The sequence below is a fragment of the Psychrobacillus sp. INOP01 genome, from assembly GCF_018140925.1.
Classification (GTDB): Bacteria; Bacillota; Bacilli; order Bacillales_A; family Planococcaceae; genus Psychrobacillus.
The window spans coordinates 1173918-1197136 of record NZ_CP073315.1 but is presented as its reverse complement, the minus strand read 5'-3'; the positions used below and the strand labels follow the sequence as shown (position 1 = coordinate 1197136).

Annotated in this window: 22 protein-coding genes and 1 rRNA gene; 18 read left to right on the top strand and 5 right to left on the bottom strand. The window is 38.1% G+C overall.

The features are described 5' to 3' along the window. Positions 1–14: 14 nt before the first annotated feature. Positions 15–911 (bottom strand): TIGR01777 family oxidoreductase, encoded by an 897-nt coding sequence (locus tag KD050_RS06090; protein ID WP_211895311.1) that lies wholly within the window; start codon positions 909–911, stop codon positions 15–17. 103 nt (positions 912–1014) lie between these two features. Here KD050_RS06090 and recX point away from each other — a divergent pair, with 103 nt between their 5' ends. Genes recX through KD050_RS06075 form a run of 3 tightly spaced genes read left to right on the top strand, consistent with a single transcriptional unit; the run spans position 1015 to position 2417 of the window. Next, positions 1015–1827, top strand: a complete 813-nt coding sequence (recX, locus tag KD050_RS06085) for a recombination regulator RecX (RefSeq protein ID WP_211895310.1) — start codon at positions 1015–1017, stop codon at positions 1825–1827. Then, positions 1820–2149: a YfhH family protein gene (locus tag KD050_RS06080; protein ID WP_211895309.1), complete on the top strand. Its 330-nt coding sequence runs from the start codon at positions 1820–1822 to the stop codon at positions 2147–2149. The genes recX and KD050_RS06080 overlap by 8 nt, the downstream gene beginning before the upstream one ends. A gap of 1 nt (position 2150) precedes the next feature. Beyond that, positions 2151–2417, top strand: coding sequence for a YfhJ family protein (locus KD050_RS06075; protein WP_211895308.1), 267 nt, complete (start codon positions 2151–2153; stop codon positions 2415–2417). Between the two features lie 684 nt (positions 2418–3101). Here KD050_RS06075 and KD050_RS06070 read toward each other — a convergent pair. Then, positions 3102–4082: a metal-dependent hydrolase gene (locus KD050_RS06070; RefSeq protein ID WP_211895307.1), complete on the bottom strand. Its 981-nt coding sequence runs from the start codon at positions 4080–4082 to the stop codon at positions 3102–3104. A 122-nt stretch (positions 4083–4204) separates the two neighbouring features. On the opposite strand from KD050_RS06070, the gene mutY reads away from it, so the two are divergent. The 10 genes from mutY to nikC all read left to right on the top strand — a co-directional run bounded on the left by mutY (position 4205) and on the right by nikC (position 14818). Beyond that, positions 4205–5269 carry an A/G-specific adenine glycosylase gene (gene mutY / locus KD050_RS06065; protein WP_235753924.1) on the top strand — a complete coding sequence of 355 codons (1065 nt, stop codon included), beginning with the start codon at positions 4205–4207 and terminating at the stop codon, positions 5267–5269. Position 5270: 1 nt separating this feature from the next. After that, entirely contained in the window at positions 5271–6017 is a 747-nt protein-coding gene (gene fabL / locus KD050_RS06060) for an enoyl-[acyl-carrier-protein] reductase FabL (protein WP_211895305.1), read from the top strand. A gap of 361 nt (positions 6018–6378) precedes the next feature. Next, on the top strand, positions 6379–6531 hold the full coding sequence (locus KD050_RS06055; RefSeq protein WP_235753923.1) for a gamma-type small acid-soluble spore protein: 153 nt from the start codon (positions 6379–6381) through the stop codon (positions 6529–6531). Positions 6532–6669: 138 nt separating this feature from the next. Further along, entirely contained in the window at positions 6670–7209 is a 540-nt protein-coding gene (locus tag KD050_RS06050; protein WP_211895303.1) for a nucleoside tri-diphosphate phosphatase, read from the top strand. A gap of 60 nt (positions 7210–7269) precedes the next feature. Beyond that, positions 7270–9021, top strand: a complete 1752-nt coding sequence (locus KD050_RS06045; RefSeq protein WP_211895302.1) for an ABC transporter ATP-binding protein — start codon at positions 7270–7272, stop codon at positions 9019–9021. 178 nt (positions 9022–9199) lie between these two features. Then, positions 9200–10219 carry an ABC transporter ATP-binding protein gene (locus tag KD050_RS06040; protein ID WP_211895301.1) on the top strand — a complete coding sequence of 340 codons (1020 nt, stop codon included), beginning with the start codon at positions 9200–9202 and terminating at the stop codon, positions 10217–10219. Continuing rightward, entirely contained in the window at positions 10194–11177 is a 984-nt protein-coding gene (locus KD050_RS06035) for an ABC transporter ATP-binding protein (protein ID WP_211895300.1), read from the top strand. The genes KD050_RS06040 and KD050_RS06035 overlap by 26 nt, the downstream gene beginning before the upstream one ends. A gap of 25 nt (positions 11178–11202) precedes the next feature. Beyond that, entirely contained in the window at positions 11203–12831 is a 1629-nt protein-coding gene (locus tag KD050_RS06030) for an ABC transporter substrate-binding protein (RefSeq protein ID WP_211895299.1), read from the top strand. A 68-nt stretch (positions 12832–12899) separates the two neighbouring features. Next, positions 12900–13904, top strand: coding sequence for an ABC transporter permease (locus KD050_RS06025; RefSeq protein ID WP_211895298.1), 1005 nt, complete (start codon positions 12900–12902; stop codon positions 13902–13904). 23 nt (positions 13905–13927) lie between these two features. Further along, entirely contained in the window at positions 13928–14818 is an 891-nt protein-coding gene (nikC, locus tag KD050_RS06020) for a nickel transporter permease (RefSeq protein ID WP_235753972.1), read from the top strand. A gap of 234 nt (positions 14819–15052) precedes the next feature. On the opposite strand, the gene KD050_RS06015 is transcribed toward nikC, so the two are convergent. Together KD050_RS06015 and KD050_RS06010 are read right to left on the bottom strand one after the other, a co-directional pair. Beyond that, a complete protein-coding gene (locus tag KD050_RS06015; protein ID WP_211895296.1) occupies positions 15053–16135 on the bottom strand; it encodes an FUSC family protein in 1083 nt (360 codons plus the stop codon). A gap of 38 nt (positions 16136–16173) precedes the next feature. After that, positions 16174–17460, bottom strand: a complete 1287-nt coding sequence (locus KD050_RS06010) for a glutamate-1-semialdehyde 2,1-aminomutase (RefSeq protein ID WP_305080235.1) — start codon at positions 17458–17460, stop codon at positions 16174–16176. Between the two features lie 179 nt (positions 17461–17639). Between KD050_RS06010 and bcp the strand changes: the two genes are divergently transcribed. From bcp to perR, 3 genes are all read left to right on the top strand, one after another. Further along, positions 17640–18122: a thioredoxin-dependent thiol peroxidase gene (gene bcp, locus KD050_RS06005; protein WP_211895295.1), complete on the top strand. Its 483-nt coding sequence runs from the start codon at positions 17640–17642 to the stop codon at positions 18120–18122. Positions 18123–18124: 2 nt separating this feature from the next. Beyond that, the gene (locus KD050_RS06000) at positions 18125–19066 is read left to right on the top strand and encodes a D-2-hydroxyacid dehydrogenase (RefSeq protein ID WP_211895294.1); all 942 of its coding nucleotides are present in this window, start codon (positions 18125–18127) and stop codon (positions 19064–19066) included. A 113-nt stretch (positions 19067–19179) separates the two neighbouring features. Further along, positions 19180–19623: a peroxide-responsive transcriptional repressor PerR gene (gene perR, locus KD050_RS05995; RefSeq protein ID WP_139185114.1), complete on the top strand. Its 444-nt coding sequence runs from the start codon at positions 19180–19182 to the stop codon at positions 19621–19623. A gap of 290 nt (positions 19624–19913) precedes the next feature. Here perR and KD050_RS05990 read toward each other — a convergent pair whose 3' ends face one another. Then, positions 19914–20258, bottom strand: coding sequence for a YgzB family protein (locus KD050_RS05990; RefSeq protein ID WP_211895293.1), 345 nt, complete (start codon positions 20256–20258; stop codon positions 19914–19916). Between the two features lie 134 nt (positions 20259–20392). Here KD050_RS05990 and KD050_RS05985 point away from each other — a divergent pair, with 134 nt between their 5' ends. Both KD050_RS05985 and KD050_RS05980 read left to right on the top strand, forming a co-directional pair. Beyond that, the gene (locus tag KD050_RS05985; RefSeq protein WP_211895292.1) at positions 20393–21259 is read left to right on the top strand and encodes a nucleotidyltransferase-like protein; all 867 of its coding nucleotides are present in this window, start codon (positions 20393–20395) and stop codon (positions 21257–21259) included. 340 nt (positions 21260–21599) lie between these two features. After that, a 16S ribosomal RNA gene (locus tag KD050_RS05980) occupies positions 21600–23153 on the top strand. Positions 23154–23219 lie beyond the last annotated feature (66 nt).

The following is a 23219-nucleotide window of genomic DNA, read 5'->3' as shown; positions in this document are numbered from 1 at the left end:
TGAGAGTTAGTTATTCATTTGTAAATATCTCGTAATGCACTTTCCAAATTCGGGAAATGGAAAGAATAACCTTCATCTATTAACGTCTGTGGGATGACATGTTGGCCTTCTATAACAAGCTGACTTTTTTCTCCAAGTACAAGCTTTAATGCAAAAGATGGAACTGGAAAATAATGCGGTCTTTTTAATATAGTCGCTAAAGTTTTTCCAAAATCCTTCATCTTTTTTGCGTGAGGAGCAGTCACATTGAAGGGGCCATTAATAGGATGCTCTATCGCAAATAATAAGGCATCAGCAACATCTTTAACATGGACCCAAGACATCCAATTCTCACCGGCTCCAACAGGTCCACCAACAAATAGTTTATACGGGAGTGCCATTAAAGGGAGTGCACCTTCTGATTTTCCTAAAATAATGCCAAATCTGCCACAAGCAACACGAATCTGAAGCTTTTCTGCACTTTGTGCTTTAATCTCCCAATCTCGAACAGTACGTGCCAAAAAGTCCGTTCCAAGTACTTTGGATTCCTCGGTATATCTTGTGCTATTAGAGGGTGGATAAATGCCAATTGCACTCGCATTTACTAGCACTTTTGGCTTTACAGTTAAGGTATGTAAAATTCGGAGCACTTCATCTGTCGTTTTCATCCGACTATCATAAATTTTTTGTTTTTGCTTTTCCGTCCATCGCCCATTATTTATAGACTCACCTGCTAGATTGACAAAAGCATCAACGCCTTCTAACTGTTTTTCGGGATTTGCATTTTCTGATAGCCACTGTACATAAGTTATGCCACGTTCTGTACCTTGTTTTGAACGAGATAATATAAAAACTTCATGTCCTTTTTGCAAAAGTAAATCTGTAAGTTCGCTTCCTACGAAACCAGTTCCTCCAGTAATTGCAATTTTCATTTGTCACCAACCTCCTTCTTAAAATAATCATAACAGTTCAATCATTTATCACCAACCAAGTTATAAGTTATAATTGAAGAAAGACGAATGGAGAGAAGTATACATGCCGGTTATTACAAGAATTGGTCGCCAAAAAAATAATAATGAGCGGTATAATTTATATTTGGATGAAAAATATGCATTTAGTTTAGACGAAGCAGTACTGATTAAGTACCAATTATCCAAAGGAAAAGTCATCGAGGCATTTACATTAGATGAAATTGTTTTTGATGATGAAGTAAGGAAGGCGTTTAATAAAGCAATTAACTTTTTAAGCTACCGTATGAGAAGTGAGCATGAGGTAAAACAAAAACTTCTTCAAAATGAGTTTGGTGAAGCAGTAATATTAGAAGCAATTCGAAAACTATATGAGTATGGCTTTCTTAATGATGAAAGTTTTACAATGGCTTTAGTTGAAACTCAGAAGAAGAACAGCAAAAAAGGACCTGCTGCAATTCGTCAGGAATTAAAGAAAAAGGGAATTGAAAAAGACCTCCAAGAAGAAGTGCTGGGTAACTATTCCGAAGAAGAGCAAGTTGGTATAGCGAAAACTTTGGCAGAGAAGATCATCAATCAAAATCAAGATAAAACACCAAGACAAATTAAACAAAAAGTTCAAGATACACTCCAAAGAAAAGGATATAATTTTTCAATAATCTCCCAAGCCCTTTCCACCTTTGAATTAGAAAAAAGTGAGGAGGAATGGATTGAAATTATTGCTACGCAGGGAGATAAAATTTGGCGGAAGCATGCCTCAAAATATAAAGGGAATGATTTGCGCAAGCGTATAAAGACAGCATTGTATCAAAAAGGATTCCCTGCTGAACAAATTGATCTTTATATCGAAAAGAAGGAGTTGGAAGAGCAAGATGAGTGAAAAAAAATATAGTGATATGACGGTACCGGAACTACGAACAGAAATTGCGAACCTGAAAGAAAAATCACGTAAAGCAGAGCAACTGGGTATAGTAAATGAGTATGCTGTATATGAAAGAAAAGCATTGATGGCACAAGCCTTTCTGATAGATCCAGCTACTATTAAACCAGGAGAGATGTATCGTATTATTGGGGATCCAGGTGTATTCTTTCATGTGGAATATTTAAAGGGAAGGTTTGCATGGGGATATAGATTAGGCGGAGATAAATATGAGGAAGCCTTGCCTATTTCCATGTTAGAATCTCTAGAGGAAGGTAAATAATATGCAAACAAAAATAGATGAATTAACTTTCGCACTACTTGAAAAAAACGATAAATTATCCGCCGCAAAAGCAAGGGCGTGGATAGAGCTTCTATGGTCAGACTTTGAATCCTCTTATGCAAGAGCAGGCTATGATTATAAAGGAGCAACCGTCACGGAAATGGTTATTCGAAAATGGATAGATGGCTACGGTGGACAATTGCATGAATTTGCAAACACTAACGAGAAGTATAAGCATTTATTAGAAACGGATGACTTTATAAATTAAAACGCTAGGAAATGCATCCTAGCGTTTTTTCTTAAAAGATAGAAAGTATAAAAAAGCTTCGTGAATACTTGGCTCATGGGACTTAAAGAATGAATAGTGCTATGATTTCCGTTTCAGGTGGACCCGTTCCGCAGGGGGAGCGATGAACCATCACCGACGCTCCGCGTACGCTTGTGATGGTTCATCTGTCTCCCTAATCCTGCCGGAGTTGCCACCTTCCACTGCAATCAATTAGTGTGTAGTACTCCTCTATAAGATTTAGCATAGCTTATCGCTTAGATGATAAGATTGCTCAAATTTTAGAGAGTGCTCAAATTATTTGTAATCGCTTTTGAATTAGAAATGCGATTATCCGATGATAAAGGAAGAAAGTAGATTTTCTTTATTACTAATGGAAATAAAGAGAAATAGTAAGTGTTTGATTTATAAAGAAGCAAAATAGCTAACGAAATTGCATCTTCGAGAGCTTACTTATTGAATAGGAGGGCGACGGATAGACAAACGCCATAAGATTACGGGAAAAAAGGATGCTGGTTGGTTGTGACGGATGTCACGACCAACCAGCATCTCTAAAGATTCACGCGGTAATAATATAGCAACAAGTCTGTTCAAAGCTCTTCGGAAATGATAGAAACTGGTTTTAATCTTAAAGAACCGGACGTCTTTTGACCGGTTTTTCTTATGTTAATGCGAAATGAAATCTAATTTCTTTCTAAGCTTGTCTTCGCTGAATATCCAACCCGTGTAGGAATTGACTATTTCTAGGTCTTCATTTAAGTGGGCTACAGCTACAAATGGATAAAAGTCATTACTACGATATCGTAAATCAATAAGCCTTACTTCATAAATATGTTCAAACTGAGTAATCTCCCAGCGATAAATAGGAGAAAAAGAAGTAAAGGCACTTAAGTTATTATCCTTCAAGGCCGCTCTTACTAAATCAGATTCGGGCAGCGGATTACGTTCGAACTTATCGTAAATAGTGATAGACCTACCATATGCCCGACCGACATAATGATGTGTTTTTGAAATTGCTGCTACTCTCCATTGTAGAAATTTCATCGTTGGTGCGACGATAATTTCATCTGCATCGGGAATAGTATGCTTTACAGAATTTTTTACGGCATGCTGTACGGCAAATCGTAAAATATAATAGACGAAAATAATGGCGTACATAGTAAGAAAGGTTGGAACAGGATTTAAGCCGAACATCCAAAACAGTATACCAACCACATGAATGCCAAAGATAATCGGATCAAATGTATTGATAACGCCTAGGGCAACCCATTTCCTTGAAAATGGCCTTAATGCTTGAGTTCCATAAGAATTGAATATATCTACAAAAACATGTACAAACACCGCTAAAAAGGTCCATAACCATAAATGCAGTAAATTGGCTTCTGGTAAAATAAGCCATAATACTCCTGCTATCAAGATCGGCCATAAAAAAACGGCAGGAATGGAGTGGGTAATCCCACGATGATGTCGAATATAAACAGCATTATTACGTAATTTTAAAACAGTATCTATATCAGGGGCTTGTGAGCCGATTATTGTACCTGCTATTACTGCAGTCGTTGTAAGAGTACTACCTGCAACTACGGGGTCAATAAGGGATAGACCACCCAGTGCGATACCCATAACGACATGTGTACCTGTGTCCATAAAACCAGCTCCTTTTAGGATTACAGCTAACTACATCTTAAAATAGATTACTTAAAAAACAAAGCTACTACTATTCATATACCCATTATTTCATGTCAATAATCGCAAGGAAGGATTTTACAGTGAATGAATTATATAAAGAACAGGTTAGAGTTGCTCTAGTATCATGGTTTTTAGAAGAAAAACGTGATTTACCTTGGAGGAAAACAAAGGATCCTTATAAAATTTGGGTTTCCGAGGTTATGCTACAGCAGACGAAGGTTGATACCGTTATCCCTTATTATGAAAGATTTATCGCAAAATATCCTTCGCTTGAGTCACTAGCTAGTGCTGATGAAGGAGAACTATTAAAAGAATGGGAAGGATTAGGTTACTATTCCCGTGCTCGAAACCTACAGACAGGTGTTAAGGAGGTGGTCGAAAAATATGGAAGTGTTGTCCCTTCCACTCGAAAAGAAATTTCCAAGTTAAAGGGTGTAGGTCCATACACAGCTGGGGCTGTTCTTAGTATTGCATATGGAGTCCCAGAACATGCCGTAGATGGAAATGTCATGCGTGTACTTTCTCGACTATTATTAATAAAAGAAGATATCGCAAAGCCGAAAACGAAGAAAATATTTGAAGAGGCGGTAATGGATTTAATAGATCCTGAAAATCCCTCTGCTTTTAACCAAGGACTTATGGAGCTAGGCGCAATAATTTGTACTCCAACTAAACCAAAGTGCCTACTATGTCCAGTAAGAGAAAACTGCTCTGCATTTTTTGAAGGTATGCAAGAAGAGCTACCAGTAAAAACAATTCAAAAGAAATCGAAGATACATAAAGTAAAAACGGTCGTTATACGCAATAAGGATGGTCTTGTTTTATTGGAAAAACGACCTTCTAAAGGTTTACTTGCGAATATGTGGCAGTTCCCCATGGTAGAGCTACCAACGCCTAACCATACAGTTGAAGAGGTTGTTGAGCATGATTACGGAGTGGAAATAGCAAAAGGTCCTTCGATCAATGAATTTAAGCATGTATTCTCTCATTTAGTTTGGGAAATGGAGAGCTTTGAAGCGAACTTAATAAAGGAAAAAGAACTAACATCTCGATGTAAATGGCTTACTATTGAGGAAATAAATCAACAACCGATGCCTGTTCCAATGTTAAAAATATGGAATGCATGGAAAGAGAGGGAGATCTAAAATGACAACAAATAAAGTTGCACTAGTTACAGGTAGTAGCAGAGGTTTAGGGAAAGCTATTGCTATTGAACTTGCCAAAAATGGTTATGATATCGTTGTAAACTATGCGAGAAGTAAAACTGCAGCCCTTGAAACAGTTAAGGAAATAGAGGCTTTAGGAAGAAAAACACTTTTAGTGAAGGCGAATGTAGGGGATGTAGAGAAGCTACGAGTTATGTTCCAAACAATTAAAGAAGAATTTGGTAGACTAGATATTTTTGTTAGCAATGCAGCGTCTGGTGTTTTACGTCCTATTATGGAATTAGAAGAATCACACTGGGACTGGACAATGAATATTAACGCAAAAGGAATGCTCTTTGGTGCCCAAGAAGCGGCAAAGTTAATGCCAAAAGGTGGAAAGATATTAGGGATAAGTTCTCTAGGGTCTATCCGCTATTTAGAAAACTACACAACGGTTGGTGTATCTAAGGCTGCTATCGAGTCACTTACAAGATATTTGGCTGTGGAGCTTGCTCCTAAAGGTATTGTAGTAAATACTGTTTCTGGTGGTGCACTCGACACAGATGCTCTTAAGCATTTTCCAAATCGGGAGGAACTACTAGAGGATGCCCGAGTGAACACACCAGCCGGACGAATGGTAGAAATCGAAGACATGGTAAAGACCGCTATGTTTTTACTATCAGATGACGCTTCTATGATCCGCGGACAAACAATCATTGTGGATGGTGGAAGATCTATAAAAATGTAAGATTTGGCATGCTACATTCGAGTATAACTTCTATTATTAATAGATGCTCGATATTACAGATTTCCGTTGCAGGTGGACGCTTTCCGCGGGGTGAACGATGAACCTTCACCGCCGCTTAGCGTTCGTTGTGAAGTTTCATCTGTCTCACTGATCCTGCTGGAGTCGCCACCTTCCACTACAATCTTATAAAATGAGTGGTACACGAGAATATGATGCTGTCATTTTATAGGTAGTAGCACTTCGGAAATACTAGAAACAGCTTTAGAACTTAAATTGTGCGATGTGCTTTAATTAAAAATCAAAAAAGTGAATAATATTTTGCTATCTGCACATGATATCTATGTGCGGAGGTGAAAAATCCATGAAGAATAACAGAAAACAGCAGAACCCAAACCAAGAGTTTGCTTCTGAAACTGATATTCAAAAAGTTAAAGAACAAAATCGTCAAGCAGAGTTGAAAAAACAACAAGCTAGCGGTCCACAAGCAAATCGTTCTTCTAACCCAACTAAATAACATGGATTCACCAAAAGTCAGCGAGGGTAAAAATACCCTCGCTGATTTTTTTACTATAGTTTTTTACAGTGAATTGCTATAATAAGAAAATAAGTATATAAATTCTAAATTTGCGCTTGACGAAAAGGTGGCTAAATCATGGCGATTCCAAACGAAGGAGAGACTATTCAAATTCACAGCTACAAGCATAATGGCCGAATCCACCGTGTCTGGCAAGAAACGATGGTTTTAAAAGGAACCAAAAATATTGTAATTGGTGCAAATGAACGAACACTTGTAATTGAATCAGATGGTAGAACTTGGATTACAAGAGAACCTTCTATTTGCTACTTTCATGCAGAATATTGGTTTAACATTATTTGTATGCTGAGAGAAGATGGTGTATACTATTACATCAACATGAGTTCTCCGTTTGTCTATAACAATGGAATGCTTAAGTACATTGATTATGATTTGGATGTGAAGGTATTTCCTGATATGACCTACACAATTCTAGATGAGGACGAATACGAACAACACAAAAAGGAAATGAAGTATCCAGAAGAAATTGATGGCATTCTAGATCGTAATGTAGAAAAGCTCATTTCCTGGATCAAACAAAGAAGAGGTCCATTTGCACCGGATTTTATTGAGGCATGGACAAGTCGTTATCATTTTCATAAACAGTTAAATGAGTAGTTGGAGAAACCTGTTGAAAATATGCAACAGGTTTTTCTCATGGTAGAAGGGAGTTTTAAAATGAGTTCGATGAAAAGATATATGCAATTTGTAAAACCATATAACTTTCAAATTTTCTTAACGATTTTGATCGGGATTATTAAATTTGCAATTCCATTATTTATACCGATTCTTATCAAGATTGTTATAGATGATATTATAGGAGCAGAAGCCTTAACAAATGATGAAAAAATAACTCAATTAGTTTATTGGCTTGGAGGGACTGCATTAGTATTTTTAATCGTCCGTCCACCAATAGAGTATTATAGACAATATTTAGCACAGCTGGTGAGTAATAAAATTTTGTTTGATATACGTAAAAATCTGTATATTCACTTGCAAAAGCTAAGCTTGAAATATTATTCCAACACCCGTGCTGGCGAGGTTATTTCACGTGTAATAAATGATGTGGAGCAGACGAAAAACTTTGTCATGATTGGTTTGATGAATGTTTGGCTGGATTTAGCAACTATTTTAATCGCTATCGGAATTATGTTAACGATGAATGTAAAGCTTACTTTAGTAACGCTATTGGCTTTTCCATTTTACGCATTCAGTGTCAAATATTTCTTCGGAAGATTACGGGACTTAACGAAGGAGCGTTCACAAGCACTAGCTGGGGTTCAAAGCTATTTACATGAGCGTGTACAAGGCATGAGTATTATTAAAACATTTACATTAGAAAAGCATGAACAAAAACTTTTTAATGAAACAAATGGAGAATTTCTAGATGCAGCAGTAAAACAAACAGTTTGGAATGCAAAAGCATTTGCAGTAGTTAACACGATTACGGATATTGCACCTTTACTTGTTATTGCTTACGCTGGTTATGAAGCTATCCATGGGAGACTTTCTGTAGGAACGATGGCTGCATTTATAGCATATATTGAACGTTTATATAGCCCGTTAAGACGGTTAGTCAATTCATCCACAACATTAACACAGTCTTTTGCTTCTATGGACCGTGTATTTGAGTTAATGGATGAAGAGTATGATATTGTCGATAAAAAAGGTGCCTCTACTTTAGGTATTGCTAGCGGTGAAGTGACATTTTCAAACGTTTCTTTTCAATACGAAAAAGATGGTCATATGATTTTAGAGGATGTCGACTTCCGTGTTAACGCTGGAGAAACAGTGGCTTTTGTAGGTATGAGTGGTGGCGGTAAATCAACTATTATAAGCTTAATTCCTAGGTTTTATGATGTCACCACTGGACAAGTACTAATTGATGGAAAAGATGTTCGGGATGTCACTATTGAATCTTTGAGACAGCAAGTTGGTATAGTGCTACAGGATAATATTCTTTTTAGTGATTCGGTCAAATCCAATATATTAATGGGAAAACCAGGTGCTACAGACGAAGAAGTAATGGAAGCTGCAAAAGCTGCAAATGCACATGATTTTATCATGGAGCTACCAGGGGGATATGAAACAAAAGTTGGAGAACGTGGAGTGAAGCTTTCAGGAGGTCAAAAGCAACGCGTTGCTATCGCACGAGTATTTTTAAAAAATCCACCTATATTAGTTCTAGATGAGGCAACTTCCGCATTAGATTTAGAGAGTGAATCTTTAATACAGGATTCTTTAGAGAAGCTAGCTTCAAATCGTACTACTATTATTGTAGCTCACCGGCTATCTACTATTACCCATGCAGATAATATATTTGTTATTGAAGATGGTAAAGTAATGGAGAGCGGTTCACATGTACAATTGATGAATCAAAGAAATATTTATTATAATTTATTCCAAATCCAACAACTTGATATTGAATAGTAATTTAAACATCTTATAAGTGCTTTTAAGCTTATAAGGTGTTTTTTTCTAACCTAATGAGAAAACAGAGTCGTGTGACTTTTCAGAAAAGTATTGCATAAGAAAAGTTTTTGTGTAAAATTAAATTAATAGTAAATTAGTTAGAAAATTTTCAATTTTTGTGAAATGAGGGAACATCATGGGAGAACGACAAACAATTTTGGAAGTGAAAGATCTTCAAACGTCCTTTTTCACAGATGATGGTGTTATTCCATCCGTAGACCATATTGATTTTCATGTAAGAGAAGGGGAAATATTAGGTATTGTTGGGGAGTCAGGATGTGGAAAAAGTGTAACATCTCTTTCTATTATGGGACTAGTTCCTAGTCCACCTGGAAAAATTACTAGTGGTCAAATAATGTTCGAAGGAAAAGACTTAACGAAGTTTTCGGAGAAAGAAATGCGTAAAGTACGTGGTAACGATGTTGCAATGATTTTCCAAGAGCCGATGACATCTTTAAATCCTTTATTTACTATTGGAAATCAATTGCTTGAGGCAATTACCTTACATAAGAAAGACTGGAACAAAAAGAAAGCATATGCAAGAGCGCTGGAAATGTTAAAACTAGTTGGACTACCTAGAGCAGAAGAGCTTATGAAAGACTATCCACACCAGCTCTCCGGAGGAATGAGACAACGTGTAATGATTGCAATGGCTTTAGTGTGTGATCCTAAGCTTTTAATAGCTGATGAGCCAACTACCGCTTTAGATGTAACAATTCAAGCTCAAATATTAAAACTAATGCGCGAGCTAAATGAACGTCTAAACACAGCTGTAATTTTAATAACACATGACTTAGGGGTAGTAGCGGAAACTTGTGAGAGAGTAGTAGTAATGTATGCAGGAAAAGTAGTGGAAGAGGGTACTGTGGATACGATTTTTAATAACCCACAACATCCTTATACGAGAGGCTTAATCGCTTCTGTTCCAGATATGCGTTATAAAAAACAACGACTTTATTCTATTCCTGGAAGTGTTCCAAAACCTGGTTCGATTAAACAGGGCTGCAGATTTGCCGCTCGCTGTGAATTTGTATTTGGAAGATGTAGCGAAGAAAATCCTCCATTATACGAAACATCGGAAGGTCATAAAACAAGATGCTTCCTATTCGATGAGAAGGAGGTTTTGGCAGATGACAGAGCCGTTGTTAAAAGTTGAAGGCTTAAAAAAATATTTTCCAATACGTACTGGACTGTTAGGAAAGCACACGGGGAATGTAAAGGCAGTCGATGATATTTCTTTTTTTGTTAATGAAGGAGAAACTTTAGGTATAGTTGGCGAATCTGGATGCGGTAAATCTACTACTGGCAGAATGCTTATGAGATTACTAGAGCCTACTGAAGGAAAAGTGACATTTAACGGAAAAGAGCTAACGAAGATTTCCAATGACGAAATGAGAAAGGCAAGACGTGAAATACAAATGGTATTTCAAGATCCATACGCATCCTTGAATCCTCGGCATACCGTAGAAAAGATTTTAATGGAGCCTTTAATTGTTCATAATATTGGAGACCCAAAGAGTCGGAAAAAGAAAGTACATGACTTTTTAGAAATTGTTGGTTTAAGTAGCTATCATGCAAAACGTTATCCACATCAATTTAGTGGAGGACAGCGGCAACGTATAGGAATTGCAAGAGCTTTGATGACTAATCCGAAGTTAATAATAGCGGATGAACCAGTATCTGCTCTCGACGTTTCCATACAGGCACAAGTTTTGAATCTCATGCAAGATTTACAGAAAGAACTAAAGCTAACCTATATCTTTATCGCCCATGATTTAGGAGTAGTTCGCCATATCAGTGACCGTGTAGGGGTTATGTACTTAGGTAGAATGGTAGAGCTTGCTACAAGTGAATCTATGTATGCTGAACCTTTACATCCTTATACAAAAGCTTTGCTGTCCGCGGTACCAGTGCCGGATCCAGAATTTAAACGTGAACAAATCATTCTAGAAGGAGACATTCCAAGTCCCTCTAATCCACCTACAGGGTGTACCTTCCATACAAGATGTCCTTTTAAAATGGATATATGTGTGAAGGAAATTCCACAATTACAAGAAGCTAAAACTGGTCATTTTGTTGCGTGCCATTTATACAATGAGCAACTGCAACATTGATAATAAATTTTATGGAGGGGTCCAAATGGGGAAATCGAAAATATGGTCATTTTTGCTGCTGATGTTCGTTGCACTTACTGTAGTACTTGCTGCGTGTTCATCTGACGATTCATCAGACGGCGATACAGAAAAAGATAATGACAAGGGCACTACAGACACTGCGGAAGAAAAAGTATTAATCTTTGGTCGTGGAGGCGACTCTGTTTCACTAGATCCAGCTGCAGTTACGGACGGTGAATCATTTAAAGTTACACAAAATGTGTTAGAAACGTTATTAAACTTTGGTGAACAAGATACTACGATCAACGAAGGATTAGCTACAAAATGGGAACCATCTGAGGATGGACTTACGTATACGTTCACACTTCGTGAAGGTGTAAAATTCCATGATGGAACTGACTTCAATGCAGAGGCAGTAGTGAAAAACTTTGAACGTTGGGCTGGCGGTTCCGAAGATCTATTCCCGTATTATGGATCAATGTTCGGTGGATATGATGGGGACGAAGGTCATGTAATTGAATCAGTTACTGCTGAGGGAGATTACACAGTAATATTTAAGCTTACTCGTGCACAAGCACCTTTCTTAAAAAATATCGCGATGAGTCCTTTCGCAATTGCAAGTCCGACTGCATTTGAAGCAGCTGGCGACAAATTTGGTGATAGCCCAGTTGGTACTGGACCATTCAAATTTGTGGAATGGAAACGTAATGATTCTATTACTATTGAAAAAAATGCAGAGTATTGGAATTCAGAAGAGCCTAAATTGGATAAAGTTGTTTTCCGTTCTATTCCAGATAACTCTGCGCGTTTGAACTCACTTTTAAATGGAGAAATAGATTTAGCTGATGGTGTAAATCCGTCAGATGGTAGTACAGTTGAATCAGAAGCGGCTCTACAGTTATTCGAACGTCCATCTATGAATGTTGGATACCTTGGTTTAACAAGTACTCGTCCACCATTTGATAACCAAAAAGTTCGTCAAGCCGTAAACTATGCAATTGATAAACAAGCGATTGTCGATGCATTCTTTGAAGGGCGTGCAGAAGTAGCGAAAAATCCTATGCCATCATCTATTAGTGGATACAATGATGATATTCCTGGATACGAATATGATCCAGAAAAAGCGAAACAATTATTAGCAGAAGCTGGTTTTGCTGACGGATTTGAAATGGAACTATGGGCAATGCCTGTTCCACGCCCATATATGCCAGATGGCACAAAAGTAGCGGAAGCTATACAAAAGAACTTAGCTGATGTTGGCATAACTGCTAATATCGTATCTTATGAGTGGGCTACTTATTTAGAAAAAGCTAAAAACGGAGAAGCAGATGCATTCCTATTAGGCTGGACAGGTGATAATGGAGATGCAGATAACTTCATTTATGTATTGCTTGACGAAGATAATATCGGAAGTAATAACTACAGCTACTACAGCAATCCTGAAACACATAAAATCTTAATCGAAGCACAAACAGAAGTAGATGAAGAGAAGCGTAATGAACTGTATAAACAAGCGCAAGAAATTATCTTTGAGGATGCTCCGTGGGTTCCACTTGCACACTCAACACCTTTACTAGCTGGTGATGCAGAAATCATTAATTTCAAACCACATCCGACTGGTTCTGATCGATTAAACAAGGTCGACTTTAAGTAATATGCTTAAGGGGGGAGGTCTTCGTGATTTCTCCCCTTTCTTTATTTTAAATTAGAGAGGTGAAGAAAATGCTTCACTATATCGGTAAACGATTATTACAGTTGATACCAGTATTACTTGGTATGACATTTGTTGTATTCATGATCATACGAGCAATTCCTGGTAATCCAGCTCAAGTAATTCTAGGACAATTAGCATCTAAAGAAGCGATAGAAGCATTGGAGATTAAACTAGGCTTAAATGAGCCTTGGTATACACAATATTTCGACTATTTAGTTGGTCTCTTAAAAGGTGATTTAGGAGAATCGATGCGAACGGTTCAACCTGTTGCTGAAGAGATTTGGCCATATTTAGCAGCAACAATTGAGCTAGCTTTCTTTGCAATTATTATAGCAGTGATTATTGGAGTAAATGCAGGTATTATATCCGCTTGGTTCCAAAATTCTTGGTTTGATTATTTGGCAATGGTTTTAGCTTTAATAGGTGTATCTATGCCAATCTTTTGGTTAGGTTTGATGGAACAATGGATTTTTGGTGTTGAATTGCAGTGGCTTCCAACGACTGGTCGAGAAGAGGTCCGAGATCCCGTAAATTCCATTACTAGCATGTATATTGTAGATACAATTATACAGGGAAGATTCGATCAACTTGGTACTGTATTGAAGCATTTAGTGTTGCCAGGTATTGCATTAGCGACAATTCCAATGGCGATTATTGCTCGTATGACTAGATCAAGTATGCTCGAAGTAATGAGAGCGGACTATGTTCGGACAGCTAGAGCTAAAGGTCAAAAAATGTTTTGGGTTGTTTACAAACATGCTTTAAAAAATGCAATTATTCCTGTATTAACTGTAATTGGACTTCAAACAGGACTTTTACTTGGAGGCGCTATTTTAACAGAGACTATCTTTGGCTGGCCGGGAATCGGACGGTATATTTACGAAGCTATTTCGTTCCGTGATTATCCTGTTATTCAGTCTGGTATACTGGTTGTCGCTTTTATATTTGTAATGATTAATTTATTCGTAGATATTTTGTATGGGTTAGTAGACCCGAGGATCAAATATGATTAAAAGGAGGAATAGATATGTCCGAAATGGTTCCGAATTCGACAAATGATCAAGTAATGGCAACTAAAGAAACGTCGACCGGTCCTTGGCGAGATGCATGGCGTAGCTTTCGTAAAAATAAAGGAGCGCTTGCAGGAGCAGGGATTGTCTTATTCTTCGTATTTTTAGCATTTTTTGGTCCTTGGCTTGCACCACAAGGTATTAATGATCAGCTTTTAACAGATCGACTAAAACCACCATCTGGTCAGTATTGGTTCGGTACAGATGATTTTGGTCGAGATATATTTTCTCGAATTATTCATGGAGCAAGAATTTCCTTAGTGGTAGGATTTTTCTCTGTTATTGGTTCTGTAGTAGTTGGTAGTATTTTAGGTATTGTTGCAGGTTACTATGGTAAATGGATAGACATGATTATTTCAAGAATTTTCGATATCATGCTAGCTTTTCCAAGTATACTATTGGCAATAGCAGTAGTATCTGTTTTAGGGCCGTCTTTGCAAAATGCTTTGATCGCTATTGCAATTATTAATATCCCTAACTTTGGTCGACTAATACGTTCGAAGGTTCTAAGTATTAAAGAAGAGGAGTACATAACATCTGCTAAAGCTATTGGGATGAGAGATATTCGAATTTTGTTTTCTCATATTTTACCTAATTCAATGGCACCGGTTATTGTTGCAGGTACACTTGCAATTGCATCGGCCATTATTGAAGCAGCCGCACTAGGGTTCTTAGGACTGGGTGCTCAGGCACCTGCTCCTGAATGGGGAAAGATGCTAGCGGATGCCCGTATGTATTTAAGGAATGCTCCGTGGACGATGATTTTCCCAGGACTTGCAATAATGTTGACAGTAGTAGGATTTAACTTGATGGGCGATGGACTCCGAGATGCACTGGATCCTAAGATGAAAAATTAACAAACATGCCACCTAGTGACTTTATTACTGGGTGGCATGTTTTGTTTGTTGCTCTATATAAGAGTGAATAGGTTGAATACTAGTAAAAATCGGACGAATACAATGAAAAATCGGCTGAATACTACTAACAATCGGTCGAATCCAATGAAAAATCGATCGAATACTTGAACAGTCAAAAACTGTCTATATGAAAAACAGGTTGGTCGCGAGGGAACTCGCGATCAACCTGTTTTTTTAATAAGGCGTTTCTTCAATTTGAACAGTCAGTTCTTCACTATGGAAGTTTTGATACGACGTGATCAGTCTATCCACATGCTCCAATTGTTCCTCATATTTTAAAATAGACGACAGTAAATGCAGAAGGTGGTAAGACGAAAATTCCTCTTCCATTTGAGTAATGGTAATTTGTTTGACGAAAATATCCATTACCTCTTGCCTTTGAAGAAATGCCTCCGAATCGTTCCATTCCATATGCTCGGGTCTTAACTTACCTATAAACTTCAAATGGAGCTGTTCATGATAGGTTAACAGAGCATCTAATCTTTCCTTTATCATCATCCGAAAATGTTCTGGTAGCTGAGTCAATTCATTTTCATGAAGATGTAATTTTTTGAGTACATCTAAGCTTTTATAAGAAGTGGAAATTAATTCGCGGTAAACGACTAATTTTCTTCCCTTTGTGTGATTTGCTTTTTTCGTATACCCACGTTCTTCCTTAAAGAAAGAGTACAATTGATCGACTCTAACAAGTCTATCCTTTAATTGATTAATTGTTTGTTTAGTCGATTGATGATCTGACGCCTGTCTAACTGCTATTCGTAGCCAACGGATTATTTCATCCTGCGTATAGTGAATTGCATTGAAAAGCTTCTTTTCAAACTTAGGAGGTAAAAATACCAAATTCACAATAAATGCGGAGATTACCCCAACAAGCATTGCTGCAAATCGTAACAAAGCGAATACTAAAAAGTCGTCACCCTGTATTTCCATAATCGCGATTACAGTTACTAATGCGAGTGAGATAGTTTTCTCTAGCTTTAATTTTAGCATTAGTGTAATTGCCACAATTGCAGCAAATCCAACAGCAATATAATCATTTCCGAAAACTAAGGTGAAAACCACCGCAATGACAGCCCCTATTAAATTCCCTTGAATCTGCTCGGTTACTGTTAAATAGGACCTATAAATAGAAGGCTGAATGGCGAAAATAGCTGCTATTCCTGCGAAAACAGGACTAGGAAGCTGAAGTAAATCTGCTATGAATAAAGAGAAAACAATAGCTACCCCAGTTTTAAAAATTCGTGCTCCTAATTTCATTAAATCCTATCCTTTCGTAAGAAACAGTGTACCTGATATTAGAGTTCAGCAAAGGCATTATTAACTGCTTTGAGTGTTTCTTGAATATCTCTTTCTGTATGGGCAGTTGTTATAAACCATGCTTCATATTTAGAAGGTGCTAAGTTAATACCTTGGTTTAGCATTAGCTTAAAGAATTTCGCAAACATTTCACCGTCACTTGCTTCTGCTTGCACATAATTTTCTACCCTTACTTCTGTAAAGTAAACGGATAGAGCTCCTTTAATACGATTAATGGTAATAGTTACATTATTTTTCTTGGCAGCTTCTAGAATTCCAGCTTCAAGAAGTGCGCCTAATCTATCTAGTTCATCATATAATCCTGGAGTTTGTAGAACCTCTAAACAAGCAATCCCTGCTTGCATTGACGCTGGATTACCTGCCATTGTTCCCGCTTGGTATGCAGGTCCTAGTGGTGCAACCTGTTCCATAATTTCTTTTTTGCCGCCGTAAGCACCAATTGGAAGTCCTCCGCCGATGATTTTACCTAATGCTGTTAAATCTGGCGTTTGTTCTAACATGGTAGATGCCGCGCCATAGTGGAAGCGGAAGGCTGTAATTACTTCATCATAAATGACTAGTGCACCTTTGTCTTTTGCAATCTTGTGAACTAGTGGAAGGAAACCTTCATTTGGCTCTACCATACCGAAGTTACCAACGATTGGTTCTACTAAAATACATGCTAGTTCTTCTCCCCATTTCTCCATAGCTTCTTCATAAGCTTTTGGATCGTTGAATGGAATAGTGATTACTTCTTTAGCAATAGATTTAGGTACCCCCGCGGAATCTGGTGTACCAAGTGTTGCTGGTCCTGAGCCGGCTGCAACTAATACTAAATCGGAATGTCCATGATAGCATCCTGCAAATTTCATAACTTTTGTTCTTCCAGTGTAGGCACGTGCAACTCGAATTGTTGTCATGACCGCCTCTGTTCCCGAGTTTACAAAACGAACTTTATCCATAGAAGGAATAGCATCCTTTAACATTTTCGCAAAGGTTACTTCATGTTTTGTTGGGGTACCATATAATAGACCAGTTTGTGCAGCTTTTGTGATGGCTTCCGTAATATGAGGATGCGCATGACCAGTAATTATGGGACCGTATGCAGCTAAATAATCGATATATTTGTTACCATCTACGTCATAAAAATAAGCGCCTTCTGCTCTTTCCATAACGATTGGTGCTCCTCCGCCTACAGCTTTATACGATCTCGATGGACTGTTTACACCACCAACTATATGTTCTAATGCCTCTACTTGTATTATTTCTGATTGTGTTTGTTTCAATGTAATAGCCTCCGCTCAGTTTGTTTGCAGATAGAAAGTATACCGTTACTATCCAATTATTGTCTAGTGTATTTCTACTGTTAGTACTTCTTAATTGTAGACAATAGTAAGGAGAAATGCTAAGAAAATTGAACATAGTGACTAACTTCGATACGATATAATATATAGGAGGGATTATGATGGAAAAATTAGAAGGTATGATAGCACCTAACTTTTCATTGAAAAATGAAAAAGGTGAAATTGTTTCATTAAAGGATTTTGCAGGCAAGAAATATGTAGTTTTGTATTTTTACCCAAAGGATGCTACCCCAGGTTGCACAACAGAAGCATGTGATTTTAAAACTGCCTATACAAGTTTTACGGAGTTAAATGCTGTTATTCTTGGAGTTAGCGCAGATGATGAAAAGGCTCATACCAAATTTATAGACAAGCATGGTCTGCCGTTTTCTCTATTAGTAGATGATACGCATGAAGTTTCCGTAGCATATGGCGTTTGGAAGCTGAAAAAGAATTTTGGGAAAGAATATATGGGTATTGAACGTTCTACTTTTTTAATCGATCCTACAGGGACGGTCGTAAAAGAATGGAATAAAGTAAAGGTCGATGGACATGTCGAAGAAGCGCTATTAACATTAAAATCATTAGTGACTGAGGGAAAATAAGTATGAAAATATTATTTTCTTTTTTACCAAAACAGAAGCAACAGGATGAATTATTTCAGAAGTTTCCAGATGCAGAATTTGTATTTCAAAAAGGTATTAATGAAGAAGTATTAAAGTCATCGCAAATCTTAGTTACGTATGGAGAGGACTTACTTGTTAGTCATCTTGAAACGGCCGTACAACTAAAATGGATTATGGTAGCTTCTGCTGGACTAGAAAAAATGCCGTTACAGGAAATTGCAAATCGAGGTATTGTCGTTACCAATGTGCGAGGAATTCATAAAACACCTATGGCAGAAACGATTTTAGCACATATACTTTCTATCAAAAAGTCACTCCCATTGATTCATGAAAATCAACGTAACGGGGAGTGGTCTAAGCGAGTATTTCCTACTGAATTACTAGGTTCAACCGCGATAATACTAGGACCGGGTGCAATAGGCGGAGAAGTAGGCCGAATACTGCAAGCTTTTGGAGTGCATACAATCGGTTGTAATGGCAGTGGACGACTAGCTCCATATATGGACGAAATAGTTTCCTTTGATAAATTAAATGACGTTTTACCAAAAGCAGATATTGTCATTTCAATCCTACCGAGCACGGAACATACAAAATACCTGATCACATACGAGCATTTACAGTCTATGAAACCTACAGCCATCTTTATGAATTTTGGACGTGGAGATGTAGTAAAAGAGGAGCTCTTACTGCGTGCATTAGAAGAAGAGCAATTTGCATATGCTGTTCTAGATGTATTTGAGAAAGAACCTCTTGCAGAGGGTCACCCATTTTGGAGCATGAACAATGTTGTCGTTTCCCCACATGTCTCTAGTCACTCTTCTCAGTATGTAGTACGAGCATTGGAAATCTTCTCCAGAAATTTATGCGCTTGGGTGGAGCAGAAGCCGTTGGAAAATGAAATTGACTTGGAGAAAGGCTACTAATCTATGTATTTCTTTCCTTAAGGTGTTATAAATTTGACAGTTCATGCATCTTTTAATTATACTTATTGTAACAATTATAATTAAAGAATGAATATGAAAAGAGGTGCATTGCGATGACGGAAGTACATTTAAGAGATGCTTTAGATACATTAAAATCGACTGGTGTACGAATTACGCCTCAACGCCATGCGATACTGGAATTTATAATCCAATCTATGTCACATCCCACTGCGGACGATATATATAAAGCACTAGAAAGTAAATTTCCTAGCATGAGTGTTGCAACGGTCTATAATAATTTACGCGTTTTTAGAGAAGCAGGACTTGTGAAAGAGTTGACTTACGGAGATTCTTCTAGTCGTTTCGATTTTGTTACAAATGATCATTATCATATGATTTGTGATGCTTGTGGCAAAATAGTTGATTTTCATTATCCAGGATTAGATGAAGTAGAGCATTTAGCTTCCCATTTAACTGGCTTTGATGTAAGTTATCATCGAATGGAAATTTACGGTGTTTGTCCAACATGTAAAGAACATGCAACTAAAGTCCAATAAGCAAAACCGAGCGTAGAAACGCTCGGTTTTTTATATGGAAACTATTAGAATCGAACAATTAATAACCCTATTCAAAAAAATGGTTGGTCGCGGATATGTTGCGACCAACCATTTATATAGAAAATACTATCTCGCTGGCTGAGTTTCAAGCTCATCGTACAGAACAATAGGCTTGAACCCACTTTCTCTTTCTAGTTTACGACAAATAATTGACCTCCTCTTAAAGGATCTTTATTCTATACTACTTTGAACGTTTAAAAAACACTTTGCTAAAAAAGCAAAGTGTCGAATTATCTTTTTTTATTCAATGCTTCATCAAATTCTTGTCCTTCAAGATTAGGATCAAGCGTTAGAGGTTCTTTACAGTACATGCACATATCTACTCTGCCTAATACTTTAGTATGTTTGCCGCAGTTGGGACATACAACAGGTACAGCTTTTGTAGATAATAATCCTATCCATCCATAGACGGCCGTACTTGCTAAAATAGATAGTAACCCAAGCGTTACGAAAATGGTAACTAAAATTCCATTATCTTTAAAGAATATCGCACCATACATTATGATAAAACCAAAGAATACAAGTCCTAGTGCAAAGGAGCGTATACGATTTATTTTGTTTTTATAGGGTTTCATTTTTCGACCTCCTAATTTCTACATACACTATATCATATTTTAGTATAAAATTAAGTTCTGAATTAAATATAGAAGGAAATATAGAAAAGTTGTCGAAAATTTAATAGAAGAAGGAAATAAAGGAGGCTTCATTTTTGGAAGCATTATTGAGACCAATTTATCAAGAAAGAGCCAGTGAACCTAATACACTAGGTATTATTTTAGTCGAGAAACGGGCAGAATTTAGCCCTATCACAGATATGTTTGATTCCATTTTATTTATCATAACAAAAGAATCTCCTATACCTGTATTCACAAAGCATTATACTTATGGGGATAAAAAAACTGCACTCCATATACTAACGGAGAAGCAGCTAAGAAAGTGGTTATTGTTGGGGACTAACCCTAAAATGGTGGATTGGTTGATCAATGGTCGTGTGGTATTTGATCGAAATGAATATGTAGAAAGTTTGAAACAGGAGCTTTACGTATTCCCGATAAACGGTAGAAAAGCTCGTATGGGTATTGAGTTTGCTAAACTAACGAGAAGATATTTAGAAGGTAAATTATTTTTTGAACAACGTAACTATCTAGATGCTTATAATCATATGGTAGATTCTTTACATCATTTGGCTCGTTTAGCTGTTTTTGAAAATGGCATGCATCCAGAGGTGATGGTATGGAATCAAGTAAAACAATTAGATCCTTCTATTTATAAATTGTACGATGAGTTAATCTCTAGTGAGGAATCATTAGAAAAAAGATTAGAACTTCTATTTTTAGCAAGTGATTTCTTAATCCATTCCCGAACAAAAGAAGGGGCACAGCACATTGTAGAGGTTTTAGGATTAAAAGAGTTTTGGACTATCCAAGAAATTCATGAGCAAGAAGAACTTAAAAACTACTCTGTAGATTTAGAGGTTTTCATCGAGTTTCTAATAGATAAAGGATATATTATAATTGAAAAACAACAGACGAAAAGTAACGAAATCATGCATAGATACTATAAAGTAATACGGTAGGAATGCTACTTAAAAACGGACAATTAATTTTGTTCGTTTTTATTGTTGACATATGATTTTGTTTCGTGCTATTATAATAAGCGTCGTCAAAAGCACAACAAACTATTTCAATAAATACTAACGAAAAAAGTTTTTTAAAAAACTTCTTGACACTTACTTAGTACGATGGTAAATTAGAGGAGTCGCAAAAAACGACACAGCAAATTGAACATTGAAAACTGAACATGCAAAACGTTAAGACATACAGCTTATCAACTAACATTGTTAGTTTGATAGCAAAACAATTTTGACATCATTTAATGATGATGCCAGCAAAACAAATGAGCTTTTTAAGTTCTCTATTATGGAGAGTTTGATCCTGGCTCAGGACGAACGCTGGCGGCATGCCTAATACATGCAAGTCGAGCGAATGACGAAGAAGCTTGCTTCTTCTGATTTAGCGGCGGACGGGTGAGTAACACGTGGGCAACCTGCCCTGTAGATTGGGATAACTCCGGGAAACCGGGGCTAATACCGAATAATCCATTTCCTCACATGGGGAGATGTTAAAAGACGGTTTCGGCTGTCACTACAGGATGGGCCCGCGGCGCATTAGCTAGTTGGTGAGGTAACGGCTCACCAAGGCGACGATGCGTAGCCGACCTGAGAGGGTGATCGGCCACACTGGGACTGAGACACGGCCCAGACTCCTACGGGAGGCAGCAGTAGGGAATCTTCCACAATGGACGAAAGTCTGATGGAGCAATGCCGCGTGAGTGAAGAAGGTTTTCGGATCGTAAAACTCTGTTGTGAGGGAAGAACAAGTACGAGAGTAACTGCTCGTACCTTGACGGTACCTCATTAGAAAGCCACGGCTAACTACGTGCCAGCAGCCGCGGTAATACGTAGGTGGCAAGCGTTGTCCGGAATTATTGGGCGTAAAGCGCGCGCAGGCGGTCCTTTAAGTCTGATGTGAAATCCCACGGCTCAACCGTGGAAGGTCATTGGAAACTGGGGGACTTGAGTACAGAAGAGGAAAGCGGAATTCCAAGTGTAGCGGTGAAATGCGTAGAGATTTGGAGGAACACCAGTGGCGAAGGCGGCTTTCTGGTCTGTAACTGACGCTGAGGCGCGAAAGCGTGGGGAGCAAACAGGATTAGATACCCTGGTAGTCCACGCCGTAAACGATGAGTGCTAAGTGTTAGGGGGTTTCCGCCCCTTAGTGCTGCAGCTAACGCATTAAGCACTCCGCCTGGGGAGTACGGTCGCAAGACTGAAACTCAAAGGAATTGACGGGGGCCCGCACAAGCGGTGGAGCATGTGGTTTAATTCGAAGCAACGCGAAGAACCTTACCAGGTCTTGACATCCCGCTGACCGGTCTAGAGATAGGCTTTTCCCTTCGGGGACAGCGGTGACAGGTGGTGCATGGTTGTCGTCAGCTCGTGTCGTGAGATGTTGGGTTAAGTCCCGCAACGAGCGCAACCCTTGATCTTAGTTGCCAGCATTCAGTTGGGCACTCTAAGGTGACTGCCGGTGATAAACCGGAGGAAGGTGGGGATGACGTCAAATCATCATGCCCCTTATGACCTGGGCTACACACGTGCTACAATGGACGGTACAGAGGGTCGCAACCCCGCGAGGGTGAGCAAATCCCATAAAACCGTTCTCAGTTCGGATTGTAGGCTGCAACTCGCCTACATGAAGCCGGAATCGCTAGTAATCGTGGATCAGCATGCCACGGTGAATACGTTCCCGGGCCTTGTACACACCGCCCGTCACACCACGAGAGTTTGTAACACCCGAAGTCGGTGGGGTAACCCTTACGGGAGCCAGCCGCCGAAGGTGGGACAGATGATTGGGGTGAAGTCGTAACAAGGTAGCCGTATCGGAAGGTGCGGCTGGATCACCTCCTTTCTAAGGATAATATCGGAATACGAATTTTTATTCGTATCTTAACGTTTTGCAGTTCAGTTTTGAATG